22 protein-coding genes are annotated in these 22832 nt (G+C 62.4%); 5 read left to right on the plus strand and 17 right to left on the minus strand.

From position 1 onward, the window contains the following. Nucleotides 1–177 precede the first annotated feature (177 nt). Nucleotides 178–1170, plus strand: coding sequence for an alpha/beta fold hydrolase (locus CKW37_RS06595; RefSeq protein ID WP_095154874.1), 993 nt, complete (start codon nucleotides 178–180; stop codon nucleotides 1168–1170). Here CKW37_RS06595 and CKW37_RS06600 read toward each other — a convergent pair. The 11 genes from CKW37_RS06600 to CKW37_RS06650 all read right to left on the minus strand — a co-directional run bounded on the left by CKW37_RS06600 (nucleotide 1167) and on the right by CKW37_RS06650 (nucleotide 13315). Then, the gene (locus tag CKW37_RS06600) at nucleotides 1167–1493 is read right to left on the minus strand and encodes a GlpM family protein (protein ID WP_177454403.1); all 327 of its coding nucleotides are present in this window, start codon (nucleotides 1491–1493) and stop codon (nucleotides 1167–1169) included. The two genes, CKW37_RS06595 and CKW37_RS06600, sit on opposite strands and share 4 nt — an antisense overlap. Nucleotides 1494–1518: 25 nt before the next feature. Next, entirely contained in the window at nucleotides 1519–2844 is a 1326-nt protein-coding gene (locus CKW37_RS06605; RefSeq protein WP_095154876.1) for a sigma-54 dependent transcriptional regulator, read from the minus strand. Further along, nucleotides 2841–4748 carry an ATP-binding protein gene (locus tag CKW37_RS06610; protein WP_095154877.1) on the minus strand — a complete coding sequence of 636 codons (1908 nt, stop codon included), beginning with the start codon at nucleotides 4746–4748 and terminating at the stop codon, nucleotides 2841–2843. Before CKW37_RS06610 ends, CKW37_RS06605 begins: the two co-directional genes overlap by 4 nt. A 66-nt stretch (nucleotides 4749–4814) precedes the next feature. Continuing rightward, a complete protein-coding gene (locus CKW37_RS06615) occupies nucleotides 4815–5549 on the minus strand; it encodes an amino acid ABC transporter ATP-binding protein (RefSeq protein ID WP_095154878.1) in 735 nt (244 codons plus the stop codon). After that, nucleotides 5546–6217 (minus strand): amino acid ABC transporter permease, encoded by a 672-nt coding sequence (locus CKW37_RS06620; RefSeq protein ID WP_095154879.1) that lies wholly within the window; start codon nucleotides 6215–6217, stop codon nucleotides 5546–5548. The genes CKW37_RS06615 and CKW37_RS06620 overlap by 4 nt, the downstream gene beginning before the upstream one ends. Beyond that, a complete protein-coding gene (locus CKW37_RS06625; protein WP_095154880.1) occupies nucleotides 6217–6963 on the minus strand; it encodes an amino acid ABC transporter permease in 747 nt (248 codons plus the stop codon). The genes CKW37_RS06620 and CKW37_RS06625 overlap by 1 nt, the downstream gene beginning before the upstream one ends. 98 nt (nucleotides 6964–7061) lie before the next feature. Beyond that, nucleotides 7062–7985, minus strand: coding sequence for a glutamate/aspartate ABC transporter substrate-binding protein (locus CKW37_RS06630; RefSeq protein WP_095154881.1), 924 nt, complete (start codon nucleotides 7983–7985; stop codon nucleotides 7062–7064). Between the two features lie 323 nt (nucleotides 7986–8308). Then, nucleotides 8309–9841, minus strand: a complete 1533-nt coding sequence (gene glpD, locus CKW37_RS06635) for a glycerol-3-phosphate dehydrogenase (protein ID WP_095154882.1) — start codon at nucleotides 9839–9841, stop codon at nucleotides 8309–8311. A 185-nt stretch (nucleotides 9842–10026) separates the two neighbouring features. Next, nucleotides 10027–10782, minus strand: a complete 756-nt coding sequence (locus tag CKW37_RS06640; protein ID WP_095154883.1) for a DeoR/GlpR family transcriptional regulator — start codon at nucleotides 10780–10782, stop codon at nucleotides 10027–10029. A 127-nt stretch (nucleotides 10783–10909) separates the two neighbouring features. After that, nucleotides 10910–12409 (minus strand): glycerol kinase GlpK, encoded by a 1500-nt coding sequence (glpK, locus tag CKW37_RS06645; RefSeq protein ID WP_095154884.1) that lies wholly within the window; start codon nucleotides 12407–12409, stop codon nucleotides 10910–10912. Nucleotides 12410–12466: 57 nt separating this feature from the next. Continuing rightward, entirely contained in the window at nucleotides 12467–13315 is an 849-nt protein-coding gene (locus tag CKW37_RS06650; RefSeq protein WP_095154885.1) for an MIP/aquaporin family protein, read from the minus strand. A gap of 297 nt (nucleotides 13316–13612) precedes the next feature. On the opposite strand from CKW37_RS06650, the gene ybaK reads away from it, so the two are divergent. Next, a complete protein-coding gene (ybaK, locus tag CKW37_RS06655) occupies nucleotides 13613–14083 on the plus strand; it encodes a Cys-tRNA(Pro) deacylase (RefSeq protein ID WP_095154886.1) in 471 nt (156 codons plus the stop codon). Between the two features lie 54 nt (nucleotides 14084–14137). Here ybaK and CKW37_RS06660 read toward each other — a convergent pair whose 3' ends face one another. Then, entirely contained in the window at nucleotides 14138–15247 is a 1110-nt protein-coding gene (locus tag CKW37_RS06660) for an ABC transporter ATP-binding protein (RefSeq protein WP_095154887.1), read from the minus strand. Further along, the gene (gene argF, locus CKW37_RS06665) at nucleotides 15244–16164 is read right to left on the minus strand and encodes an ornithine carbamoyltransferase (protein ID WP_095154975.1); all 921 of its coding nucleotides are present in this window, start codon (nucleotides 16162–16164) and stop codon (nucleotides 15244–15246) included. Before argF ends, CKW37_RS06660 begins: the two co-directional genes overlap by 4 nt. 396 nt (nucleotides 16165–16560) lie before the next feature. Here argF and CKW37_RS06670 point away from each other — a divergent pair, with 396 nt between their 5' ends. Next, nucleotides 16561–18669, plus strand: coding sequence for a molybdopterin oxidoreductase family protein (locus CKW37_RS06670; RefSeq protein WP_095154888.1), 2109 nt, complete (start codon nucleotides 16561–16563; stop codon nucleotides 18667–18669). Between the two features lie 91 nt (nucleotides 18670–18760). Then, a complete protein-coding gene (gene grxD, locus CKW37_RS06675) occupies nucleotides 18761–19096 on the plus strand; it encodes a Grx4 family monothiol glutaredoxin (RefSeq protein ID WP_095154889.1) in 336 nt (111 codons plus the stop codon). Between the two features lie 141 nt (nucleotides 19097–19237). Here the strand turns inward: grxD and bfr are convergent, their stop codons facing one another. Together bfr and CKW37_RS06685 are read right to left on the minus strand one after the other, a co-directional pair. After that, nucleotides 19238–19708, minus strand: a complete 471-nt coding sequence (bfr, locus tag CKW37_RS06680) for a bacterioferritin (RefSeq protein WP_095154890.1) — start codon at nucleotides 19706–19708, stop codon at nucleotides 19238–19240. Between the two features lie 208 nt (nucleotides 19709–19916). Further along, the gene (locus CKW37_RS06685; protein WP_095154891.1) at nucleotides 19917–20138 is read right to left on the minus strand and encodes a bacterioferritin-associated ferredoxin; all 222 of its coding nucleotides are present in this window, start codon (nucleotides 20136–20138) and stop codon (nucleotides 19917–19919) included. A gap of 227 nt (nucleotides 20139–20365) precedes the next feature. On the opposite strand from CKW37_RS06685, the gene CKW37_RS06690 reads away from it, so the two are divergent. Further along, nucleotides 20366–20968 carry a peroxiredoxin gene (locus tag CKW37_RS06690; protein ID WP_095154892.1) on the plus strand — a complete coding sequence of 201 codons (603 nt, stop codon included), beginning with the start codon at nucleotides 20366–20368 and terminating at the stop codon, nucleotides 20966–20968. A gap of 59 nt (nucleotides 20969–21027) precedes the next feature. Here CKW37_RS06690 and rnt read toward each other — a convergent pair whose 3' ends face one another. Together rnt and pyrC are read right to left on the minus strand one after the other, a co-directional pair. Further along, a complete protein-coding gene (gene rnt, locus CKW37_RS06695; protein ID WP_095154893.1) occupies nucleotides 21028–21696 on the minus strand; it encodes a ribonuclease T in 669 nt (222 codons plus the stop codon). Beyond that, entirely contained in the window at nucleotides 21693–22739 is a 1047-nt protein-coding gene (gene pyrC / locus CKW37_RS06700; protein WP_095154894.1) for a dihydroorotase, read from the minus strand. The genes rnt and pyrC overlap by 4 nt, the downstream gene beginning before the upstream one ends. Nucleotides 22740–22832: the final 93 nt, after the last annotated feature.

The following is a 22832-nucleotide window of genomic DNA, read 5'->3' on the forward strand; positions in this document are numbered from 1 at the left end:
AACAGGCCGTACTGGCGCTGTGGTCGGCGGATTTGAGGTCAAGCCGGGGAAGGGCGGGCGGTACATAGGTATCCGCTCGGCGAGGTTCATGAAATTGTCACGGAACTGTGGCAGCGCGCCGGCACAAACATCATCACACTCGCGCTCTACTGGGGATTTCGTTTTCGGTGTTTTTCCATGCGGTTGTATTTATTTCTCCTGGCGCTGCTGAGCGCCTTTCCGTCGTTCGCCGCGCCGCGTTGCGACGTCCATGCGCCGGTCGAGCAGGCCGAGCTGAAGCAGGTCAGCCTGGCCTACCAGAGCGTCGGGCGCAGCACCGACCCGGCGCTGTTGCTGGTCATGGGGCTGGGCGGGCAGTTGATCCACTGGCCTGATGAAGTGGTCGAGGCCTTGTGTCGCCAGGGCTTCCGGGTGATCCGCTACGACAACCGCGATGTCGGTCTGTCGCGCTGGAACCAGCCGCCCGCCGATGCCAGCCTGACCTACGAACTGGTGCGCTATCGCCTCGGGTTGTCGGTGAGTGCGCCCTACACCCTCGAAGACATGGCCGAGGACGGCCTGGAGCTGATGCAGTACCTCGGCGAAAGCCGCTTTCATGTGTTGGGCGTGAGCATGGGCGGGATGATCGCCCAGCACCTGGCGGCGATGGCGCCGGAGCGGGTCGAGAGCCTGACGCTGATCATGTCCAGTTCCGGCGCCCAGGGCCTGCCGGCGCCAAGCGCGGCGCTGATCCAGCAACTGGCGCGGCGCGGCGCGCCCAACCGCGAGGTGGCGATCGAACAGCAGGCCGACCTGCTGGCGGCGCTGGGCAGCCCGCGGGTGCAGGATGATCGTCAGGCGTTGCTGCAACAGGCGGCGGTGTCCTATGACCGCGCGTTCAACCCCGAAGGGGTCAAGCGCCAGATCATGGCGATCCTCGCCGAACCCAGCCGGGTCGAACTGCTCAACCGCCTGCGGGTGCCGGCGCTGGTGGTGCATGGCACCGCCGATCCGCTGTTGCCGGTGATGCACGGGGTGCACCTGGCGGCGCATATCCAGGGCAGCCAGTTGGCATTGATTCCCGGGCTGGCCCACCGATTCCAGGAACCGTTCAAGACGGCGCTGCTGGCGGCGGTGTTGCCGTATTTACAGGCGCACCGCAATGATTTCAGCCATCTCGCCCAGCGCTAGTGAAGGCGCACCCAGACACTGACCAGAATCGCCGCTGCCACCAGCCACGCCAGTGCGGCCAAGGCCAGTGAGGCTTCCAGGCGCAAGCGGTCGACGAGGAAATACAGCGCGGCGAGGTAGACGAAGTACGGAATGATCGACCACATGCCGAACACGATGGTGGTCTTCAGGTCGTCCAGCGAGCGGCCCTTGCCGACGATGTAGTGGGCGATCAGGGCGAAGGTGGGAAACAGCGGCACCAGCCCGGCGATGTAGTAATTGCGGGTCTTGGCCAGCATCGCGAGGATCACCACCACGGCGGCGCCAAGACAGGCTTTGAGTATCAGGTCCATGTGGTTTTCCGCCTTGTCAGCCGAGGCCGTATTTCTTCACTTTGTCGAACAGGGTGGTCTTGGCCATGCCCAGCTCCTGGCTGGCCTGGCTGAGATTGCCCCCGGTGCGTTGCAGCGCGTCGCTGAGCAGGTTGCGCTCGAAGGCTTCCACCGCCTCGGCAAAGCCCACGCCCTGGGACGGGCTGGTGCCGCTCTTCTTGAACGCCGGCAAGCCGAGGGCGAAGCGCTCGGCGACGTTGCGCAGTTCGCGCACGTTGCCCGGCCAGTCATGGCTCATCAGGCGCGACAGGGTCTGGCTGTCCAGTTGCGGTGCCTCGCGGTCGAAGCGCAGGGACGACAGTTGGAGGAAGTGTTCGAACAGTTGCAGGATGTCTTCGCGGCGCTCGCGCAGTGGCGGCAGTTCCAGGGTCACGACGTTGAGGCGGTAGTACAGGTCGCTGCGGAACTGGCCGCTCTGGCCGAGGGCGTCGAGGTCGGACTTGGTCGCGGCGATCACCCGGCAATCCACGGCGATGCTCTGGTTAGAACCGAGGCGTTCGAGGGTGCGCTCCTGCAACACCCGCAGCAGTTTGATCTGCAGGTTGATCGGCATGCTCTCGACCTCGTCGAGGAACAGCGTGCCGCCATTGGCGTGCTCGATCTTGCCGATCCGCCGCTTGCCCGCGCCGGTGAAGGCGTTGGCCTCGTGGCCGAAGATTTCGCTTTCGAACAGGTTTTCCGGCAGGCCGCCGCAGTTCAGCGCGACGAAAGGCTGGGACTGGCGCCGGCTGAAGTCGTGCAGGCAGCGGGCGACCAGTTCCTTGCCGGTGCCGGTCTCGCCTTCGATCAGCACGTTGGCCGAGGTGTCGGCGACGTTGGCGATCAGTTCGCGCAGGTTCTGCATCGCCGGCGAGCGGCCGATGATGCGGCCTTCCAGGGTGCTGCGCTCGGCCAGTTGGCGGCGCAGGGCGAACACTTCCCGGGCCAGCCCGCGCTGTTCGAGGGCGCGGCGCACCACGTCGACCAGGCGCTCCGGCGAGAAGGGTTTTTCCATGAAATCGTAGGCGCCGTTGCGCATCGCGCCGACGGCCATGTCGATGTCGCCGTGGCCGGTGATCAGCACCACCGGCAGGCTGCTGTCGCGGGCCTTGAGGCGGCTGAGCAGTTCCAGGCCGTCGATGCCGGGCAGGCGGATGTCGCTGACGACAATCCCGGCGAAGTCGTCGCCGATCCGTTCCAGGGCCTGTTCGGCGCTGCTCACGCCTTCGCTGGCGATGTCTTCCAGGGCCAGGGCCTGCTGGCAGCCGAGCAACACATGCGGGTCGTCTTCGACGATCAGGACGGTAAGGGGCGATGGGTTCATAAGGACTCGGCGGGTTCAGTGGCGGTTTTGACCAGCGGCAGGCTGATGACGAACGCGGTCCCGCCGTTGGCGGGGTGTTCGACGTTCAGGCTGCCACCAGCGGCGGCCGCGAGGCTGGCGGACAAGGTCAGGCCCAGGCCGAGGCCATGCTCGCCCGGTTTGGTGGTGAAGAACGGTTCGAACAAATGCTTGCGGGCTTCGTCGTCGATGCCGTGGCCGTTGTCGCGGACTCGCAAGCGGTATTTGTCGTCCTGGCGCTCGCCTTCCAGCCAGAGCTGCGGCAGCGGCACCGTGGCCATGGCGTCCAGGGCGTTGCCGATGAGGTTGACGAGAATCTGTTCCAGGCGGGTCTGGTCGATGGCCAGTTGCTGGTCGCTGTAGTTGCTGTGCAGCTTCAGGTGGCACCCTTCGATGCGCGCGTTGAGCACTTGCAGGGTGGCCTCGACGGCCTTGCTCAGCGAGGCCTGGCCGCGGTCGTCGCCGCGCCGGGCGAAGGAGCGCAGGCTGGCGGTGATGCGGCCCATGCGGTCGATCAGGTCGTTCATGGTCAGCAGGTTGGCGCTGGCGATTTCCAGCGAGCCGCGTTCGAGGAAGCGCACGGTGTTGCCGGACAAGGTGCGCAGCGCGGCCAGCGGCTGGTTCAGTTCGTGGGCGATGCTGGTGGACATCTGGCCGATGGCCGCGAGTTTTCCGGCCTGCACCAGTTCGTCCTGAGCGTGGCGCAGAGTCTGCTCGGCCTGACGGCGTTCGCGGATCTGCGCTTTCAGCCGGTCGTTGCTGGCGCGCAGGTCGGCGGTGCGTTCGGCGATCTTGCGTTCGAGCTGGTTGTTGGCTTCTTCCAGCGCCTCGCGGGCGGCCAGGCGGGTGGCGATCACCTTGCGTCGCTCGTTCCAGGCGATGGCGAGAATGGCCAGCAGGGCGAAAGCCACGGCTACCAGAACACCCTGGATGATCGATTCGCGGCGCAGGTCCTGCAGCGGCGTCAGCAGGGTGAAGTGCCAGGGCGTGTCGACCAGGCGGCGAGTCTGCGCCAGGTAAGCGACTTCATGGGTGCCGTCATCGAGCCGAGCGTTGGCCGGGAAGGTCAGTTTCTCCAGGTCGTCGCCGAGTTTTTCCCGGCCCAGCGGTTGCAGCTCGTTGAGCGAGAACCAGTAGTACTGCAGGCTGCGGGCCAGGCGTTCCTTGAGTTCCGGGTTGAGCGGACGCACTGACTTCAGGCGTCGGGCCGGGTCGCTGGAGAGGATGATGATGCCGTTCTCGTCGCTGACGAAGGCTTCCAGGCGGGCGCGTTGCCAGCGTTCTTCGAGCGGTTCCAGGCGGACTTTGATGACCGCGACGCCAATGATCTTGCCGTGTTCTTCAAGACCGTGGGCCAGGTAGTAGCCCGGCTCGCCGGTGGTGCTGCCGATCCCGTAGAAACGTCCTGGCTGGCCGCGCACGGCGTCCTGGAAATAGGCACGGAACGACAGGTCTTCGCCGAGGAAACTGTCGACATCGCGCCAGTTGCTGGAGGCCTGGACCCGGCCGCTGGTGTCGAGGACGAAGATCGCCCGGCTGCGGCTGCGCCGGTTGAGGCCTTCGAGGTATTCGTTGACCACCTGGCGGTGTTCGCCATCCGGTTCGGTCAGCAATTTCGAGACGCTGTCTTCCAGCTCCAGCAGGCTGGGCAGGTAGGTGTACTTGCTGATTTCGCTCTCGACGGTGCGCGCGTGCAGCTCTAGCTGGCGCTCGCCGTTGTCGCTCAAGGTGCGGATGCCGTTGTGTTCGCTGACCATGAAGCCGGCGACGCCCAGTCCGATCGTCAGCAGGAGGATCAGTGGGGGAATGATGAGCTGGCGAATCAGGCGGGGTTTCACGGCAAGGGCAGGCTTGGCTGGGCGAAAGAGCGTGGGATCGCATTTCATCACAGTGGCCTTATGACGACCAGCGCCCGCTGCCCGGCGAACACCGGACAGCGGGCTGCGGTCTGCTTAGTGCTGCAGGATCTTGCTGAGGAAGTGTTGGGTACGTTGGTCACGCACGCTCTGGTCACCAAAGAATTCTTCCTTGGTGCAGTCCTCGATGATGTTGCCTTTGTCCATGAAGATGACCCGGTTGGCGACCTTGCGGGCGAAGCCCATTTCGTGGGTCACGCACATCATGGTCATGCCTTCGTTGGCGAGCTGGACCATGACGTCCAGTACTTCGCTGACCATTTCCGGGTCCAGGGCCGAGGTCGGTTCGTCGAACAGCATGACGATCGGGTCCATGGCCAGTGCGCGGGCAATCGCGACACGTTGTTGCTGGCCGCCGGAAAGCTGGCCGGGGTGCTTCTTGGCATGGGCGCTGAGGCCGACGCGGTCGAGCAGGGCCAGGCCTTTCTTGCTGGCTTCGGCCTCGCTGCGACCCAGCACTTTGCGCTGGGCGATGGTCAGGTTTTCGGTAATGGTCAGGTGCGGGAACAGCTCGAAGTGCTGGAACACCATGCCCACTCGCGAGCGCAGCTTCGGTAGGTTGGTCTTCGGGTCGGCGATGGAGGTGCCGTCGACGATGATGTCGCCTTTCTGGAACGGTTCCAGCGCGTTGACGCACTTGATCAGGGTCGATTTGCCCGAGCCGGACGGCCCGCAGACCACCACCACTTCACCTTTCTTGACCTCGGTATTGCAGTCGGTCAGTACCTGGAAGTCGCCGTACCACTTGTTGACGTTCTTGATGGAAATCATACGGTTATCCTTTTCTGCAGACGCTTGACCAGGAAGGAAGCGGAGAAGCTGATGACGAAGTACACGACGCCGGCGAAGATCAGGAACTCATTCGAGCGTCCGATGATGTCGCCACTGGCCCGTGCCGAGTTGAGAAAGTCCACCAGGCCGACGGTGTAAACCAGCGAGGTGTCCTGGAACAGGATGATGCTCTGTTGCAGCAGCAACGGGGTCATCTTGCGGAATGCCTGGGGCAGGATGATCAGGCGCATGGTCTGGCCGTAGGTCATGCCCAGCGCTTGTGCTGCGCCCATCTGGCCCTTGGCGATCGACTGCACGCCCGCACGGACGATTTCGCAGAAGTACGCCGCCTCGAACATCATGAAGGCCACGACGCAGGAGGTGAACGCGCCGATCGGGGTATCTTCGCCGGTGATCCAGCGCAGCACGAACGGCACCGCCAGGTAGAACCAGGTGATCACCAGCAGCAGCGGGATGGAGCGGAAATAGTTGACGTAGGCTCCGGCCAGGTTCGACATCAGCTTGTTCGATGACAGCCGCATCAGCGCCAGGATAGTGCCGAGCACGATACCGCCGACGATGCCCATGACCATCAGTTGCAGGGTCATGCGCATGCCGTTCCAGAGGCCCGGCAGGGCGGGAATGATCCCGCTGAAGTCCAGTTCCATCATTTACCTCCCACGGAGATCAGGCCCGGTACCGAAACTTTCTTCTCGACCATGCGCATGAGCAGCATCAGGCCCATGTTCAGGGTGAAGTAGATCAGCGTGGCGAGGGTGAAGGCTTCGAACAGGTTGGCGGAGAATTCGGCGGTCTGCTTGGTCTGCGCCAGCAGCTCCATCAGGCCGATCAGCGAGGCGACCGACGAGTTCTTGAAGACGTTGAGGAACTCCGAGGTGAGCGGCGGAATGATGATCCGGTAGGCCTGGGGCAGCAGCACGTTGCTGTAGATCTGCGAGAGGCTGAAACCCATGGCGCGGGCGGCGGCTTCCTGACCGCGGGGCAGGGCCTGGATGCCGGTGCGGACCTGTTCGCAGACCCGTGCGGCGGTGAACAGGCCGAGGCAGATGACCACGCTGATCAGTGCCGAGGTCGTCGGGTTGAGGTCCTGCTTGAACCATTCCTGCAGGCCTTCGGGCAACAGGTCGGGCACCAGGAAGTACCAGATGAACAGTTGCACCAGCAGCGGTACGTTGCGGAAGAGTTCCACGTAGCAGGTGGCGATACCCGATACCACGCGGTTCGGTACGGTGCGCATGACGCCGAGGACCGAGCCCAGCAGCAACGCGATGATCCAGGCGGCGATCGCAATGGCGATGGTCCAGCCCAGACCGGTGATGTACCAGTCGAGGTAGGTCTCGTCGCCCACGCCGGTGGACTTGAAGAATACGCCCCAGTCCCAGTTGTAATTCATCGGGGTCTCCCCTCAGATCAGTTGTTTCACGGGCACCTTCGAGCATCCGGGGGCGCGGGCGCCCTCGGATGAAAGGTTAGACACTAACTAAACGGGATTCAGGACTTCTTTTCGTCCGCGGCTTTGTCGGTAGGGTTGGCGATCAACGCCTTGAGCTCTTCGCTCATCGGGAAGCCGAGGTTCAAGCCTTTTGGTGGGACCGGCTGCTGGAACCACTTGTCGTAGATCTTGTTGATCTCGCCCGACTTGTAGAGCGCGACGATGGCCTTGTCGACCGCCGCCTTGAACGGTGCGTCGTCCTTGCGGACCATGCAGCCGTAGATTTCATAGGATTGCGGCGTACCGGTAACGACCCAGTCGGTCGGCTTCTTGGCCTTGGCCATTTCGCCTGCGAGCAGGGCATCGTCCATCATGAAGGCAACGGCGCGACCGGATTCGAGCATCTGGAACGACTCGCCGTGGTCCTTGGCCGAGATGACGTTCATCTTCATCTGCTTGTCGGCGTTCATGGCCTTGAGGATGCGCTCGGAGGTGGTACCGGCGGTCGTCACCACGTTCTTGCCGGCCAGGTCCGGGAAGTCCTTGTAGGCGGGTTGACCGTCCTTGACCTTGGTCAGCAGGCGGGTACCGACTTCGAAGATGCCGACCGAGAAGGCGACCTGCTGCTGGCGCTCGACGTTGTTGGTGGTGGAACCACACTCGACGTCAACGGTGCCGTTCTGTACCAGCGGGATGCGGGTCTGGGAGGTGACCAGGTTGTATTTGACGTTCAGGTTGGGAAGGTCCAGATCCTTTTTCAGGGTCTCGACGATTGCCAACTGGATGTCGTGGGAGTAACCGACCGGTTTACCCGAAGCGTCGGCGATGTAAGAAAACGGAATGGAAGCGTCCCGATGCCCCAGCGTAACGGTGCCCGAGTCCTTGATCTTCTTCAGGGTGCCGGTCAGTTCTTCGGCCATGACGGGCGAAGCGATCACAGCGGCCGCGATAGCGGCGCCCAACAGATGACGAACGATACGCATCTAATTTTCCTCGACGTTGTTTTTTTTATGAGGCCGTTGTCGGCCGTTTCGTTCAGCGAACACTGCAATAAAGCGTTTGCGCATTCGGGTACTGAGTGTAGAGCATGAGTCGTGCCAGGCGCTGACTTCGGTCATGAAGGCCCGGTTTTACTGGATAGCAGGGTTATTTGACGGGCGTTTGACAGGAGGCCGTGTACGGTAGGCCGAATCTTACGAAGGTTGTCGTTCGGAAAGCCGAACGAAGGCGGCGATGGGGTTGACGCGGAACTTGTGAGAGTGGCTGTTAGCCGCGCTCCCACGGGTTCCGTGTCAACCGCCGCGATTCAGGCAGCCTGCACCCGGCCACGCTTCAGCTCGGCCCGCTGCAGATACTCACGCAGCGCCTGCTGTTCCGAGGCGCTCAGGAACAGCCCCAGTTTGCTGCGGCGCCACAGAATGTCGTCGGCGTTCAGCGCCCATTCTTCGCGGCACAGGTAATCCACTTCACGGCTGAACAGGCCACCACCGATGGCTTCGCCCAGATCTTCCGGACCTTGCGCGCCTTCCAGCAGCGCCAGGGTACGGCTGCCGTAGGTCAGCGCCCAGCGTTTGGCCAGGGCCGCAGGCAGCCAGCCGTGGCGGGCGAGGATTTCGTCGCAAAGGGCTTGCGGCGTGCTCATGCCTTCACCGCCGGGCAGCGGTGCGGTGGCGGTCCAGCTTCCGGTCATCTGGGTGAACCAGGGGGCCAGTTCGCCCATGGCCGATTCGGCCAGCTTGCGGTAGGTGGTCAGCTTGCCGCCGAACACCGACAGCAGCGGTGCCTGGCCGTTGTCCGAGGACAACGCCAGGGTGTAGTCGCGGGTCACCGCCGACGGGTTGTCCGACTCGTCGTTGCACAGCGGACGCACACCGGAATAGGTGTGGAGGATGTCGCTGCGGCTGAGTTGATGATTGAAGTGCTGGTTGACCACGTTGAGCAGGTAGTCGGTCTCGGCTTCGGTGATTGCCACCTGGGCCGGGTCGCCGCTGTATTCGCGGTCGGTGGTGCCGATCAGGGTGAAGCGTTCCAGGTAAGGAATGCAGAACACGATGCGCTGGTCTTCGTTCTGCAGGATGTAGGCATGTTCGCCTTCGTACAGCTTCGGCACGATCAGGTGGCTGCCCTGGATCAGGCGGATGCCGTAGGGCGCGTCGAGCTTCAGGTCATCCTTGATGAACTTGGCCACCCACGGACCGGCGGCGTTGACCAGCGAGCGGGCCTGAATGGTCTGCTGGCTGCCGTCGGCGCGTTCGACCTGCACGTTCCACAGCTTGCCGCTGCGACGCGCGCTCAGGCAGCGGGTGCGGGTGAGGATGTGCGCGCCGCGCTCACGGGCGGCCATGGCGTTGAGCACCACCAGGCGGGCATCGTCCACCGCGCAGTCGGCGTATTCGAAACCGCGGGTGATCGCCGGCTTGAGCGGGCTGCCCGGGCCGAAGCGCAAGCTGCGCGAGGCGCCAAGTTGCTTGCGCTTGCCCAGGTTGTCGTAGAGGAACAGGCCGGCACGGATCATCCAGCCCGGACGCAGGTGAGGGCGGTGCGGCAGGACGAAACGCATCGGCTTGACGATGTGCGGAGCCTTGGCCAGCAGCACTTCGCGTTCTGCGAGGGCTTCGCGCACCAGGCGGAATTCGTAATGTTCGAGATAGCGCAGGCCACCGTGGATCAGCTTGCTGCTGGCCGATGAGGTGTGGCTGGCGAGGTCGTCCTTTTCGCAGAGGAACACCGAAAGACCGCGTCCGGCAGCGTCGGCGGCGATGCCGACACCATTGATGCCACCACCGATGACGGCAACGTCATAGATTTCGGCAAGGATGGGGGAGCTGGAATTGGACACGGCGCGGCCTCTTGTAAAGTCGTTCTGGTATCTTTTCTGAACATTAATGTTCGTATTCGAAAATGTTAGCCGAACGGAAAGCCGCCGACCAGTGACTTTCCATAGAAAATACTGATCTGGTTACAAATAAGTGAAAAAAACCGAACATTGAAACCGCCACCCTTGCGATGGCGGTTGCGGGGCCGTCACACCACTTCGAGACGGATCTTGTTCTGGTTGAGCAACTGGCTCAGGGCGGCGACGGGAGCCTGGTCGGTTACCAGGCAGTCGATCAGGCTGATCGAGCCGAGGCGGACCATGGCGTTGCGGCCGAACTTGCTGGAGTCGGCGGCGAGGATCACTTGCCGGGCATTGGCGATGATCGCCTGGGAAACGCGCACTTCCTGGTAGTCGAAGTCCAGCAAGCTGCCGTCTTCGTCGATGCCGCTGATGCCCACCAGGGCGAAATCGACCTTGAACTGGTTGATGAAGTCGACGCTGGCCTGGCCCACCACACCGCCGTCGCGGCGCACATTGCCGCCGGCCAGCAGCACTTCGAAGTCGTCCTTGGCACTGAGGATCGAAGCGACATGCAGGTTGTTGGTGATGATTTTCAGGTGATTGTGGTTGAGCAGGGCGCGGGCGATGGACTCGGTGGTGGTGCCGATATTGATGAACAGCGAGGCGTTATCGGGGATCTGCTGGGCCACGGCTTCGGCGATGCGCTGTTTCTCATCGCGCATCTGGTCGGCGCGCATGGCGTAGGCGGTGTTTTCGATGCTGGAGTCGTAGGCCGCGCCACCGTGATAGCGCCGCAGCAGATTGACCTCCGCCAGTTGGTTGATATCGCGGCGGATGGTTTGCGGGGTGACGACGAACAATTGCGCCATTTCTTCGATACTGACGTAGCCGCGTTCGCGGACCAGTTCGAGAATTTGTTGTTGGCGGGGAGGCAGATTCATTGGCGTCCTTCAGGGGCGGCCGAAAAATGCTGCAATGATGCCGTAGGAAGTAGCCGGGGACCAGCCTGAGTGCGGCAGCCGCATAGCACAGGGCGCATCCATTGCGGATGCGCCCTGTATGCACTGCTTACTCTTCGTGGGGTTCCCAGTCGCGCGTGCGATCAACGGCCTTGAGCCAGCCGCTGTAGAGTTTTTCCTTCTCCGCTTCCGCCAGTTGCGGGGTGAATTCGCGCTCGATCAGCGCCTTGCCGCGCAATTCGTCCAGGCCGCTCCAGAAGCCACAGGCCAGGCCCGCCAGGTAGGCGGCGCCGAGGGCGGTGGTTTCGCGCATCTGCGGACGCTCGACACAGGTGCCGAGGATGTCGGCCTGGAATTGCATCAGGAAATTGTTGGCTACCGCGCCACCGTCCACGCGCAGCGCGCTGAGGCGTTGGCCGCAGTCCTGCTGCATGGCGTCGAGGACGTCGCGGGTCTGGAATGCGATCGACTCCAGCGCGGCGCGGATGATGTGGTCCACCTTGACCCCGCGGGTCAGGCCGAACAGGGCGCCACGGGCGTACGGGTCCCAATAAGGTGCGCCGAGGCCGGTGAAGGCCGGCACCAGGTACACGCCGTTGCTGTCCTTGACCTTGCTGGCGAAGTACTCGGTGTCGTGGGCGTCGTTGACGATCTTCAGTTCGTCGCGCAGCCACTGCACGGTGGAGCCACCGTTGAACACGGCGCCTTCCAGTGCGTAGGCCACTTCGCCACGCGGGCCACAGGCGATGGTGGTCAGCAGGCCGTGGGAGGACTGCACGGCTTTGTCGCCGGTGTTCATCAGCAGGAAGCAGCCGGTGCCGTAGGTGTTCTTGGCCTGGCCCGGCTCCACGCACATCTGGCCGAACAGCGCGGCCTGCTGGTCGCCGGCGATACCGGCGATGTCGATGCCGCTCTTGGTCTTGCCGTAGATTTCCGAGGACGAACGAACTTCGGGCAGCATCTGCCGCGGGATGCCCAGCACTTCCAGCATCTTGTCATCCCACTGCAGCGTGTGGATGTTGAAGAGCAGGGTGCGCGAGGCGTTGGTGTAGTCGGTGACGTGAACCTTGCCGCCGGAGAATTTCCAGATCAGCCAGCTATCGACGGTGCCGAACAGCAGGTCGCCGCGCTCGGCGCGCTCGCGAGCGCCTTCGACATTGTCGAGGATCCACTTGAGCTTGGTGCCGGAGAAGTAGGGGTCGGTGACCAGGCCAGTGGTTTCGCGGATGTAGTCCTGCAGGCCGTCGCGCTTGAGTTGTTCGCAGATCTCGGTGCTGCGTCGGCACTGCCAGACGATGGCGTTGTACACCGGGCGACCAGTTTCCTTGTCCCAGACCACCGTGGTTTCACGCTGGTTGGTGATACCGATGGCGGCGACCTGGTCGTGGCTGATGCCCGCCTGAGCCAGGGCTTCGACCATGGTCGCGCTCTGGGTGGCGAAGATTTCCATCGGGTCGTGCTCGACCCAGCCGGCCTGCGGGTAGTGTTGGGCGAACTCGCGCTGGGAGGTGCCGACCACGTTGGCATCGCGGTCGAAAATGATGGCCCGCGAACTGGTCGTGCCCTGGTCGAGGGCAATGATGTAGTTCTTGTTCTGACGGTCTGTCATGTCGTTGGCCTTGCAGTGAAATAGGTTGGAGTCAGGGCAGCTCTGTCCGCGTGCGGATCAGGAAGTCTGGGTGTTGCCCTGGGTCTTGTCGTCGGTCGGGGTGCTGGCAGCGGCGCTGGGCAGGCTGCGGGCGAACACGCCGCGGTACAGGGCGGCGCCAAGGCACGCTCCCATGATCGGCGCGAAAACCGGAACGAGGAAGTAGGGAATATCACGGCCGCCGGTGAAGGCTACTTCGCCCCAGCCAGCCAGGAATGTCATCAGTTTGGGGCCGAAATCACGTGCCGGGTTCATCGCAAAGCCGGTCAGCGGGCCCATGGCGCTGCCGATCACGGCGATCAGCAGGCCGATCAGCAGTGGGGCGAGGGCGCCGCGCGGCAGGCCGTTGTTGTCATCGGTGAGGGCCATGATCACGGCCATGAGAATCGCGGTGATGATCACTTCAACGAGGAACGCCTGACCGGTGGACAGCGCCGGGTGCGGGTAGGTGGAGAACACCGAGGCCAGTTCGAGGCTGGCCTGGCTGCCGCGAATCATCTGGTGGGTTTGTTCGTAATCGAAGAACAGGCTGCTGTAGAGCGTGTAGACCAGCGCCGCGCCGCAGAAGGCGCCGGCGATCTGGGCGACGATGTAGAACGGCAGCTTGCCCTTCTCGAAACCGGCGAACAGGCACAGCGCGATACTCACGGCGGGGTTCAGGTGCGCGCCGGAAATACCGGCGGTGAGGTAGATCGCCATGCTGACGCCCACCCCCCAGATGATGCTGATTTCCCACAGGCCGAAGCTGGCACCCGCCACCTTGAGCGCGGCAACACAGCCAGTACCGAAGAAGATCAACAGTGCGGTGCCGAAGAATTCGGCCATGCATTGGCTGGACAACGTCGGTTGTTGTAGAGCAGTCGTCATTCGATACCTCGGTTTTTGTTGTTGTGAGGCGCAGTGAGCGCTCGACAGAAACCCGAACGAAATCCCCATTTCGGTCAGGCAGACGATAGAAATGCACCTTATAAGGGCATCACCGATATTCAGATTCGAAAAAATATAGACAAGAAACGCTGATGTCAAAGGTCGAAAGTGAACTGTCATTCATAATCTGACTGCCGGCCTACGAGTTGTCATGTTCGTGTCCTACAGGCCAATGGTTGTGGCACACGATTTGTCCTACAGTAGCCGCCGAATACAGAACGAATGTTGGAGCCCCGCATGACCCCTGCTCTGGACCTGTTGAAGAAAGTTCGCGCCGAACACCGCATTCACAGTTATGAACACGACCCCAAGGCCGCGTCCTACGGCCTGGAGGCTGCTGAAAAACTGGGTCTGGACCCCAAGCGGGTGTTCAAGACCTTGCTGGCCAGCAGTGAGAAGGGCGAGTTGCTGGTGGCGGTGGTGCCGGTGGGCGGCAGCCTCGATCTGAAGGCACTGGCCCAGGCGGCGGGCGTGAAGAAGTGCGAAATGGCTGACCCCGCCGCAGCGCAGCGTTCAACGGGCTACTTGTTGGGCGGAATCAGCCCGCTGGGTCAGAAGAAACGTCTGCGCACTTTTATCGACCAATCGGCCGAGGCTCACGAGACGATTCATGTCAGCGCCGGACGGCGTGGGCTGGAGGTGGAGCTGGCGGCTGCGGTACTTGCTGAGCACACCCAGGGCAAGTTCGCGGATATTGGTCGCGAATAGAAACGGGGATGCCCCAACGAAAAGGCCGCCACGATTGTGGCGGCCTTTTTTGTATCAGCTGACCGAGCCGTATCGGCGAACGCCGCTCTCGCCAGCCGGCAACCTCGCTTCGACACTGCCTGAAGCAGCGAACAGCACCAGGTGATCCGCCGCAACGGCGATCCCGACGTCCTGGCCAATCTGGTAATCGATATGGCTCGGGAAGATCGCTTCGAGCTGGGTGCCGGTGCCCAGTTGCAGGCGGTACAGCGTTGAGGCGCCCTGGAAGCTCTTGCCGTTGATCCGCGCGCTCAGGGTACTGTCCGGGGCATGGATGATGTCATCAGGCCGCAACAGCACATCCACCGCGCCGCCGACCGGCAGCGCATAGGCGCGGTTGCCGCGCAGCGTGCCGAGTTCGGTCTGGACCGTCTCCGGGTCGAGCAACTGGCCGCGAATGAAATAGCCCTGACCGATGAAGCTGGCAACGAACGGGGTCGCCGGCTCGTGGTACAGGTTGTAGGGCGTATCCCACTGCTCCAGCCGGCCTTCCTTGAAGACGCCGACATGGTCGCTGACGGCGAAGGCTTCTTCCTGGTCGTGTGTCACCAGGATCGCACTGGTGCCGCGGCTCTTGAGGATGTCGCGGACTTCGTGGCTGAGGCGCCGGCGAAGTTCCACGTCGAGGTTGGAGAAGGGTTCGTCCAGCAGCAGCAACTGCGGCTCGGGTGCCAGGGCGCGGGCCAGGGCGACCCGTTGCTGCTGGCCACCGGAAAGCTCGTGCGGGTAGCGCCCGCCGAGGCCGTCGAGCTTGACCAGTTCGAGCATCTCCTTGACCACCTGCTGCTTGTGCGGGTGTTTGCCGATGCCGAACGCGACGTTGTCCGCCACCGTCAGGTGTGGGAACAGCGCGTAGTCCTGGAACACCATGCCGATCCGGCGTTTCTCCGGCGCCAGGGTGAACCCGGCCTTGGAGATGGTCTCGCCGGCCAACTGGATGTCGCCATCGTGGATCGGCTCGAAGCCGGCGATGGCGCGCAGGGTGGTGGTCTTGCCGCAACCCGAGGAGCCCAGCAGACAGCCGATGTCACCGGCGTTCAGGTGCAGGTTGAGGTTCTGGACGATGCGCGCCTCGCCATAGCCGCAGGCGAGGTTGCGCAGGTTGAGCAATAGGGGACGACTCATGCGTGGTGGTAGGCCGGTTCAACAAGGAATTCGAGAAGCGCCTTCTGTGCATGCAGACGGTTTTCCGCCTGGTCCCAGGCGACCGAACGAGGGTCGTCGAGCAGGTCCACACTGATTTCCTCGCCACGGTGGGCAGGCAGGCAGTGCATGAACAGGGCATCGGGGGCTGCCAGGTCGAGCAGTGCGCGGTTGACCTGATAAGGCGCGAACCGCTCCAGGCGCCGTGCAGTTTCCTCTTCCTGGCCCATGGAAGTCCAGACATCGGTGCTGACCAGATGTGCACCGCGTACCGCTTCCTTCGGGTCGCGGACGATCTGTACGCGGTCACCGGCCTGGGCGACGAATTTCGGGTTCGGCTCGTAGCCTTCCGGGCAGGCGATGCGCAACTGGAAGTCGAACTGGATGGCCGCTTCTATATAGCTGTTGCACATATTGTTGCCGTCGCCTATCCAGGCCACGGTCTTGCCCTGGATCGAGCCGCGGTGTTCGAGGAAGGTCTGCATGTCGGCCAGCAACTGGCACGGGTGCAGGTCGTCGGACAGGCCGTTGATCACCGGAACCCGCGAATTGGCGGCGAATTCGGTCAGGGTGCTGTGGGCAAAGGTACGGATCATGACCGCATCGAGCATGCGCGACATGACGATGGCGCAGTCGCCGATCGGCTCGCCACGGCCCAGTTGGGTATCGCGCGGGGACAGGAAGATGGCCTGGCCGCCGAGCTGGATCATGCCGGCTTCGAAGGACAGCCGGGTACGGGTCGAGGATTTCTCGAAGATCATGCCCAGCACGCGGTTTTTCAGGGGCTCGAAGAGTACGCCGCGGTTACGCAGGTCTTTCAGCTCGATCCCTCGGCGGATCACACTGACCAGTTCTTCGGCGGTGAAATCCATCAGGGAGAGAAAGTGCCTAGCGCTCATCATTGACTACCTTTTTGCAACAGACCGCAGATCAGCAAAAACCGGTTTTTCGGAAACACGGATGAGACCTGCGGCGAAAGCCGCACGGGGCGACGAAATAGGGGAAGGCGCAATACTATAATTAAATGTCGCGTCTTACCAAGTGGGGCTGCATCCATGGCGTGAGCCGGGGATTTGGGCAAGCCGTTGGTCTGCTTCTTTTTCCAGAGCAAGAGAGCTTTTTACACTGCCCCAGACGGGCTTGGCAATGAATCGGCCAGGCTTTGTCGGTCATCTGGAACCATCGTTCCTCCTGATGCCCGGGGATTCACGCCGCGAAGGTCGCTGGCAGCCCGCGCATGCCGGGGCCATAGTCGGGGACGGCACTCCCCCCTGATCCGAGAACAAGAGGCGGCCATGACCAAGACCGTGCACCACCGAGCCTGTCACCTGTGCGAGGCCATCTGCGGCCTGACCTTCGAGCTTGATACCGAGGAGGGCGGCGCCCCGCGTATTACCTCGATCAAGGGCGATGCCCAGGACAGTTTCAGTCGCGGCCACATCTGCCCCAAGGCGGTGGCGCTGCAGGACATTCAGAACGATCCCGATCGACTGCGCGGGCCGGTAGTGCGCGTGGGCGACCAATGGCTGCCCATTCCCTGGGAAGAAGCCTTCGAGCTGGCCGCCCGCAAGCTTTACGACATCCAGCAGCGCCACGGCCAGAATGCCGTCGCGGTCTACCAGGGCAACCCGAGCGTGCACAACTACGGGCTGATGACCCACAGCAACTACTTCCTCGGCCTGCTCAAGACCCGCAACCGCTTTTCCGCGACGTCGGTCGACCAATTGCCGCATCACCTGACCAGCTACCTGATGTACGGGCACGGCCTGTTGCTGCCGATCCCGGACATCGACCACACCGATTTCATGTTGATCCTCGGCGGCAACCCGCTGGCCTCCAACGGCAGCATCATGACCGTGCCGGATGTCGAGAAGCGGCTGAAGGCGCTCCAGGCGCGCGGCGGCAAGCTGGTTGTGGTCGATCCGCGGCGCAGCGAAACCGCGGCGATGGCGGATCAGCATCTGTTCGTCCGTCCGGGAGGCGACGCGGCGCTGCTCTGTGGCGTGCTCAACACCCTGTTCGAGGAAAACCTGACCCGCGTGACGCATTTGCCGGTCAACGGCCTGGATCAGGTTCGCGAGGCCCTGCAGTCGTTCACGCCGGAGATCATGAGCCTGCTGTGCGGTATCGATGCGGGGTTGATTCGGCAGCTGGCGCGGGACTTCGCGGCGGCGGACAAGGCGGTGTGTTATGGGCGCATGGGGGTGTCGACCCAGGCGTTCGGCACGCTTTGTCACTGGTTGGTGCAGTTGATCAACCTGGTCAGCGGTAACCTCGACCGCGTCGGCGGCGCGCTGTGCACCGAACCTGCGGTGGACCTGGTGGCGACCACCAGCGGCGGGCATTTCAATCAGTGGCAGAGCCGGGTATCCGGGCTGCCTGAATATGGCGGCGAGCTGCCGGTGTCAGCCTTGGCTGAAGAGATGCTCACCGAAGGCGAAGGACAGGTACGCGCGCTGGTGACCGTGGCCGGCAACCCGGCGTTGTCCACGCCCAATGGCCGACAGCTCGAACAAGCGCTGGACGGCCTGGAGTTCATGCTCAGCATCGATCTCTATATCAACGAGACCACGCGCTACGCCGACCTCATCCTGCCATCGACCTCCGCACTGGAGAACGATCACTACGACACCACGTTCAACCTGTTCGCGGTGCGCAACGTTTCTCGCTTCAACCGGGCGATTCTGCCCAAGCCCCAGGGCGCGCTGCATGACTGGGAGATTTTCGTCGGCCTGGCACGGGCCTTCGCGGCGATCAGCGACAAACCCCTCAAACCGACCCTGCCGCCCGCGCAGATGATTGATCTGGGCCTGCGCGGCGGGCGTTACGGGGAAGGTTCGGCGTTCGGCCTGTCACTGGAGACGCTCGACCAGCACCCGCATGGCATCGATCTGGGCCCTTTGCAGCCCAATCTGAGCGGACGCCTGAAAACCGCGAGTGGCGCCATCGAAGCGGCCCCGGCGGAGATCCTCGCCGACCTGCAGCGCTTTGCCGCGCAACAGCCACCCAGCGCCGCGCAGTTGCTGTTGATTGGCCGGCGTCATGTGCGCAGCAATAACTCCTGGATGCACAACTATCATCGACTGGTCAAAGGCAAGCCCCGCCATCAATTGTTGATGCACCCGGAGGACCTGGCCGGGCGCCAATTGCAGGATGGGCAGCGGGTGAGGGTGACGTCGCGGGTCGGCAGCATCGAGGTGGATGTGCAGGCCAGCACCGACATGATGCGCGGCGTGGTCAGCCTGCCCCACGGTTTCGGCCACGCCAGGCCCGGCGTGCTGCTGGACATCGCGCGGGCGCAGTCCGGGGCCAGTGCCAATGACCTGACCGATGACCGTCTGCTCGACGCGTTGTCCGGCAATGCGGTGCTCAACGGTGTGCCGGTGGAGGTGGTTGCTGCATGATTGTCGGCAAGGCCGAGCGTCGTGCTCGGCTTTCCGATACAATTCGCCACCGTGCCGACAACCAGGTCGGAAAGTTCAGCCGAGGTGCTTCATGGATATCATCGAAACAATCAAAGAGCAGATCGCCAACAACACCGTTCTGCTTTACATGAAAGGCTCGCCGAATGCCCCGCAGTGCGGCTTTTCGGCAAAAGCGGCGCAAGCCGTAATGGGCTGCGGCGAGAAGTTCGCTTACGTGGACATCCTGCAGAACCCGGAAATTCGCGCCAACCTGCCGAAGTACGCCAACTGGCCAACCTTCCCACAACTGTGGGTGGCCGGTGAGCTGGTCGGCGGTAGCGACATCATGATCGAGATGGCCGCCAATGGTGAGCTGCAGACCCTGATCAAAGAAGCTGCTGCCAAGGCCAAGGCTTCCGAAGCCTGATCACCTGCCAGCCGTCATGAAGAGCCCCGCGATGCGGGGCTTTTTCATATCTGGTGCCTCTGAATGAAAAAAAGCGCCGCGGCCCTTGAAGGCGCGCGGCGCTTTTATCTTGCAACTGGGAGCTTGAAGCTCGCGGCTGCGTTACTCTCCCATCTGCGATTGCAGGTAGTTTTCCAGACCAACCTTGTCGATCAGGCTCAACTGGGTTTCCAACCAGTCGATATGCTCTTCCTCGGCCTCGAGGATGTCTTCCAGCAGTTCGCGGCTACCGAAGTCGCCAGCGGTTTCGCAGTGAGCGATGGCGGCTTTCAGGTCGATCAGGCCTTTCTGCTCGATCTTCAGGTCACATTCCAGCATTTCGCGGGTGTGCTCGCCGATCAGCAGCTTGCCCAGGTCCTGGACGTTGGGGATGCCTTCGAGGAAGAGAATACGCTTGATCAGTTTGTCAGCGTGCTTCATCTCGTCGATGGATTCTTTGTATTCGTGCTTGCCGAGTTTTTCCAGGCCCCAGTCTTCGTACATGCGCGCATGCAGGAAGTATTGGTTGATCGCGACCAGCTCGTTTCCGAGGATCTTGTTGAGATGCTGGATGACGCTTACGTCGCCTTTCATGATTGAGGTCCTGCTCTTCAAGTGTGCCAATAAGCAGGAGTTTGAGCCTGGCAACTTTCTCTGTCAAACCTAAGTTATTGAATAATAAGTGAAAATTAATCGGAATAAGAATGTTTGTGTTCCGCGTTTTACACCTAACTAGTTGAATTATGGGAATAAAAAAACCGGACACTAGGTCCGGTTCTTTATAAATGGGGAAAAGATTTTTTCAGGCGGCGGAGAATTCCACGGGATAAGGCAGGGCAGAAGCCTGGCTGGCCTGGATTTCAGTCAGGGTCTCGCGGACGACCTGCTTGGCAACACACGCACACTTGCCACATTGGCTGGCCACGTTGGTGGCGGCGCGGACTTCCTTGTAGCTACAGCATCCTTCATAGATCGCATCGCGGATCTGTCCGTCGGTTACACCAACACAAAGACACACATACATAGAAGAAGACCATCAGGGTGGCGGACTCAATGGAACGAAGCTTAATGTTAATGAGAATGCTTGTCAAAACTCTTCTTGTGAGCCGCGAGATAGAGCGACCGCCGGTAGGTCAAACTGTCTGATCGCCATTACTCGGCGTCCCGCGCAGCGCGGTGTATGATGCCCAACTCGTGTCAGGCGACCTCGATCGCCTGCGTAGTTAGTTTCACACCATCAGGAGAAATCGAATGAGCGTGCTCGTTGGCAAAAAAGCCCCGGACTTCACCGTCGCCGCAGTACTGGGCAATGGCGAAATCGTCGACAGCTTCAACCTGGCTTCGGCTATCAAGGGCAAGTACGGCCTGGTGTTCTTCTACCCGCTGGACTTCACTTTCGTCTGCCCATCCGAGCTGATCGCCCTGGATCACCGCATCCCTGACTTCCAGGCGCGCAACGTCGAAGTCATCGGCGTTTCGATCGACTCGCACTTCACCCACAACGCCTGGCGCAACACCCCGGTCAACAACGGCGGTATCGGTCAGGTCAAATACACCCTGGCAGCCGACATCTCCCACGAAATCTGCAAAGCCTACGACGTTGAGTCCGAAGGCGGCGTAGCCTTCCGTGGCGCGTTCCTGATCGACACCAACGGTGTCGTCCGTTCGCAGATCGTCAACGACCTGCCACTGGGCCGTAACATGGACGAGCTGCTGCGTCTGGTCGACGCCCTGCAATTCCACGAAGAGCACGGCGAAGTCTGCCCTGCCAACTGGAAAAAAGGCGACAAGGGCATGACCGCTTCGCCAGAAGGCGTTGCTGCTTACCTGAGCGAGAACGCTGGCAAGCTGTAATCCGCCAGGCATAAAAAAACCGGCCCATGTGGCCGGTTTTTTTGTGCGTTGAAAACGACTCACTCGTCGAAATCGTGCCAGCCGCCCATTTCTTTCCAGCGGTTGACGATGCCGCAGAACAGCTCGGCGGTCTTCTCGGTGTCGTAGCGGGCGGAATGCGCCTCGCGGCCATCGAAGTCGATATCGGCGCTCTGGCAGGCCCGTGCCAGGACGGTCTGGCCATAGGCGAGGCCGGCGAGGGTGGCGGTGTCGAAGCTGGAGAACGGATGAAACGGGTTGCGCTTCATGTCGGTGCGCGCCACGGCAGCGTTGAGGAAGCCGAGGTCGAAGCTGCTGTTGTGGCCGACCAGGATCGCCCGCTTGCAGCCATTGGCCTTCAGCGCCTTGCGTACACCACGGAAGATATCGGTCAGCGCCGCTTCCTCACTCACTGCCATGCGCAGCGGGTGATCGAGCTTGATCCCGGTGAATTCCAGGGCCGCCTGTTCGATATTGGCGCCTTCGAAGGGCTCTACGCGGAAGAAATAGGTGTGTTCCGGGAACAGGAAGCCCTTTTCATCCATGCCGATGGTCACCGCGGCGATTTCCAGCAGCGCGTCGGTGGCGCTGTTGAAGCCGCCGGTCTCGACATCCACCACGACGGGCAGATAGCCACGGAAACGTTCGGCCATCGGGTGGCGCGAACCGCCGCCAAGACCTTCCTGGTCGTCGAACTGATCGTCACTCACGCGTTTTCCTCCAGCAGGCGCCAGCGCAGTTGCTCACCGGCGCGCAGCGGGACGACAGTCTGCTCACCGAAGGGCAGGCTGTCGGGTGCGGTCCAGCTTTCGCGGACCAGGGTAATGGTGTCGGTGTTCGCTGGCAGGCCGTAGAACGCCGGGCCGTGCAAGCTGGCGAACCCTTCGAGTTTGTCCAGGGCATTGCGCTGTTCGAAGGCCTCGGCGTACATCTCGATCGCCGCATAGGCGGTGTAGCAGCCGGCGCAGCCACAGGCGGCTTCCTTGGCGTGACGGGCGTGCGGTGCCGAGTCGGTGCCGAGGAAGAACTTGCTGTTGCCGCTGGTGGCGGCGTCGAGCAGGGCGACCTGGTGGGTGTTGCGCTTGAGGATCGGCAGGCAATAGAAGTGCGGGCGAATACCGCCAACCAGCATGTGGTTGCGGTTGTACAGCAGGTGCTGGGCGGTGATGGTCGCACCGACGTTGGCCGGGGCTTCGCTGACGAACTGCGCGGCATCGGCGGTGGTGATGTGTTCGAAGACCACTTTCAGCGTCGGGAAACGCTCGACCACGCGACGCAGGTGCTCGTCGATGAACAGCTTCTCGCGGTCGAACACGTCGACCTCGCTGCGGGTCACTTCACCGTGCACCAGCAGCAGCATGCCGACTTCGGCCATGGCTTCGAGCACCGGGGAAATCTTGTCGATGCTGGTAACGCCGGAATCCGAGTTGGTGGTGGCACCGGCCGGGTACATCTTGGCAGCATGGACGAAGCCGCTGGCCTTGGCGGCGCGGATTTCTTCCGGCTGCGTGCGGTCGGTGAGGTACAGCACCATCAGCGGCTCGAAACGGCTGCCGGCCGGACGGGCGTCGAGAATACGCTGGCGATAAGCGCCGGCTTCGTCGGCATTGCGTACCGGCGGGACCAGGTTAGGCATGATGATGGCGCGGGCAAAGGTGCGCGCCACGTCAGCGACGGTGTGAGGCAGGACGGCTCCATCGCGAAGATGGATGTGCCAGTCGTCGGGACGCAGGAGGGTCAGGCGGTCGGACATTGGGGATTCCAGGCGGTTCGAACTCTGGGCGAATGCTACCGGAAAAGCCTGGGTCGAGCACTCGCTATCAAGTTTTGCCAAAGCCGTCCGATA

The organism is Pseudomonas sp. Irchel 3E13 (assembly GCF_900187455.1).
Classification (GTDB): domain Bacteria; phylum Pseudomonadota; class Gammaproteobacteria; order Pseudomonadales; family Pseudomonadaceae; genus Aquipseudomonas.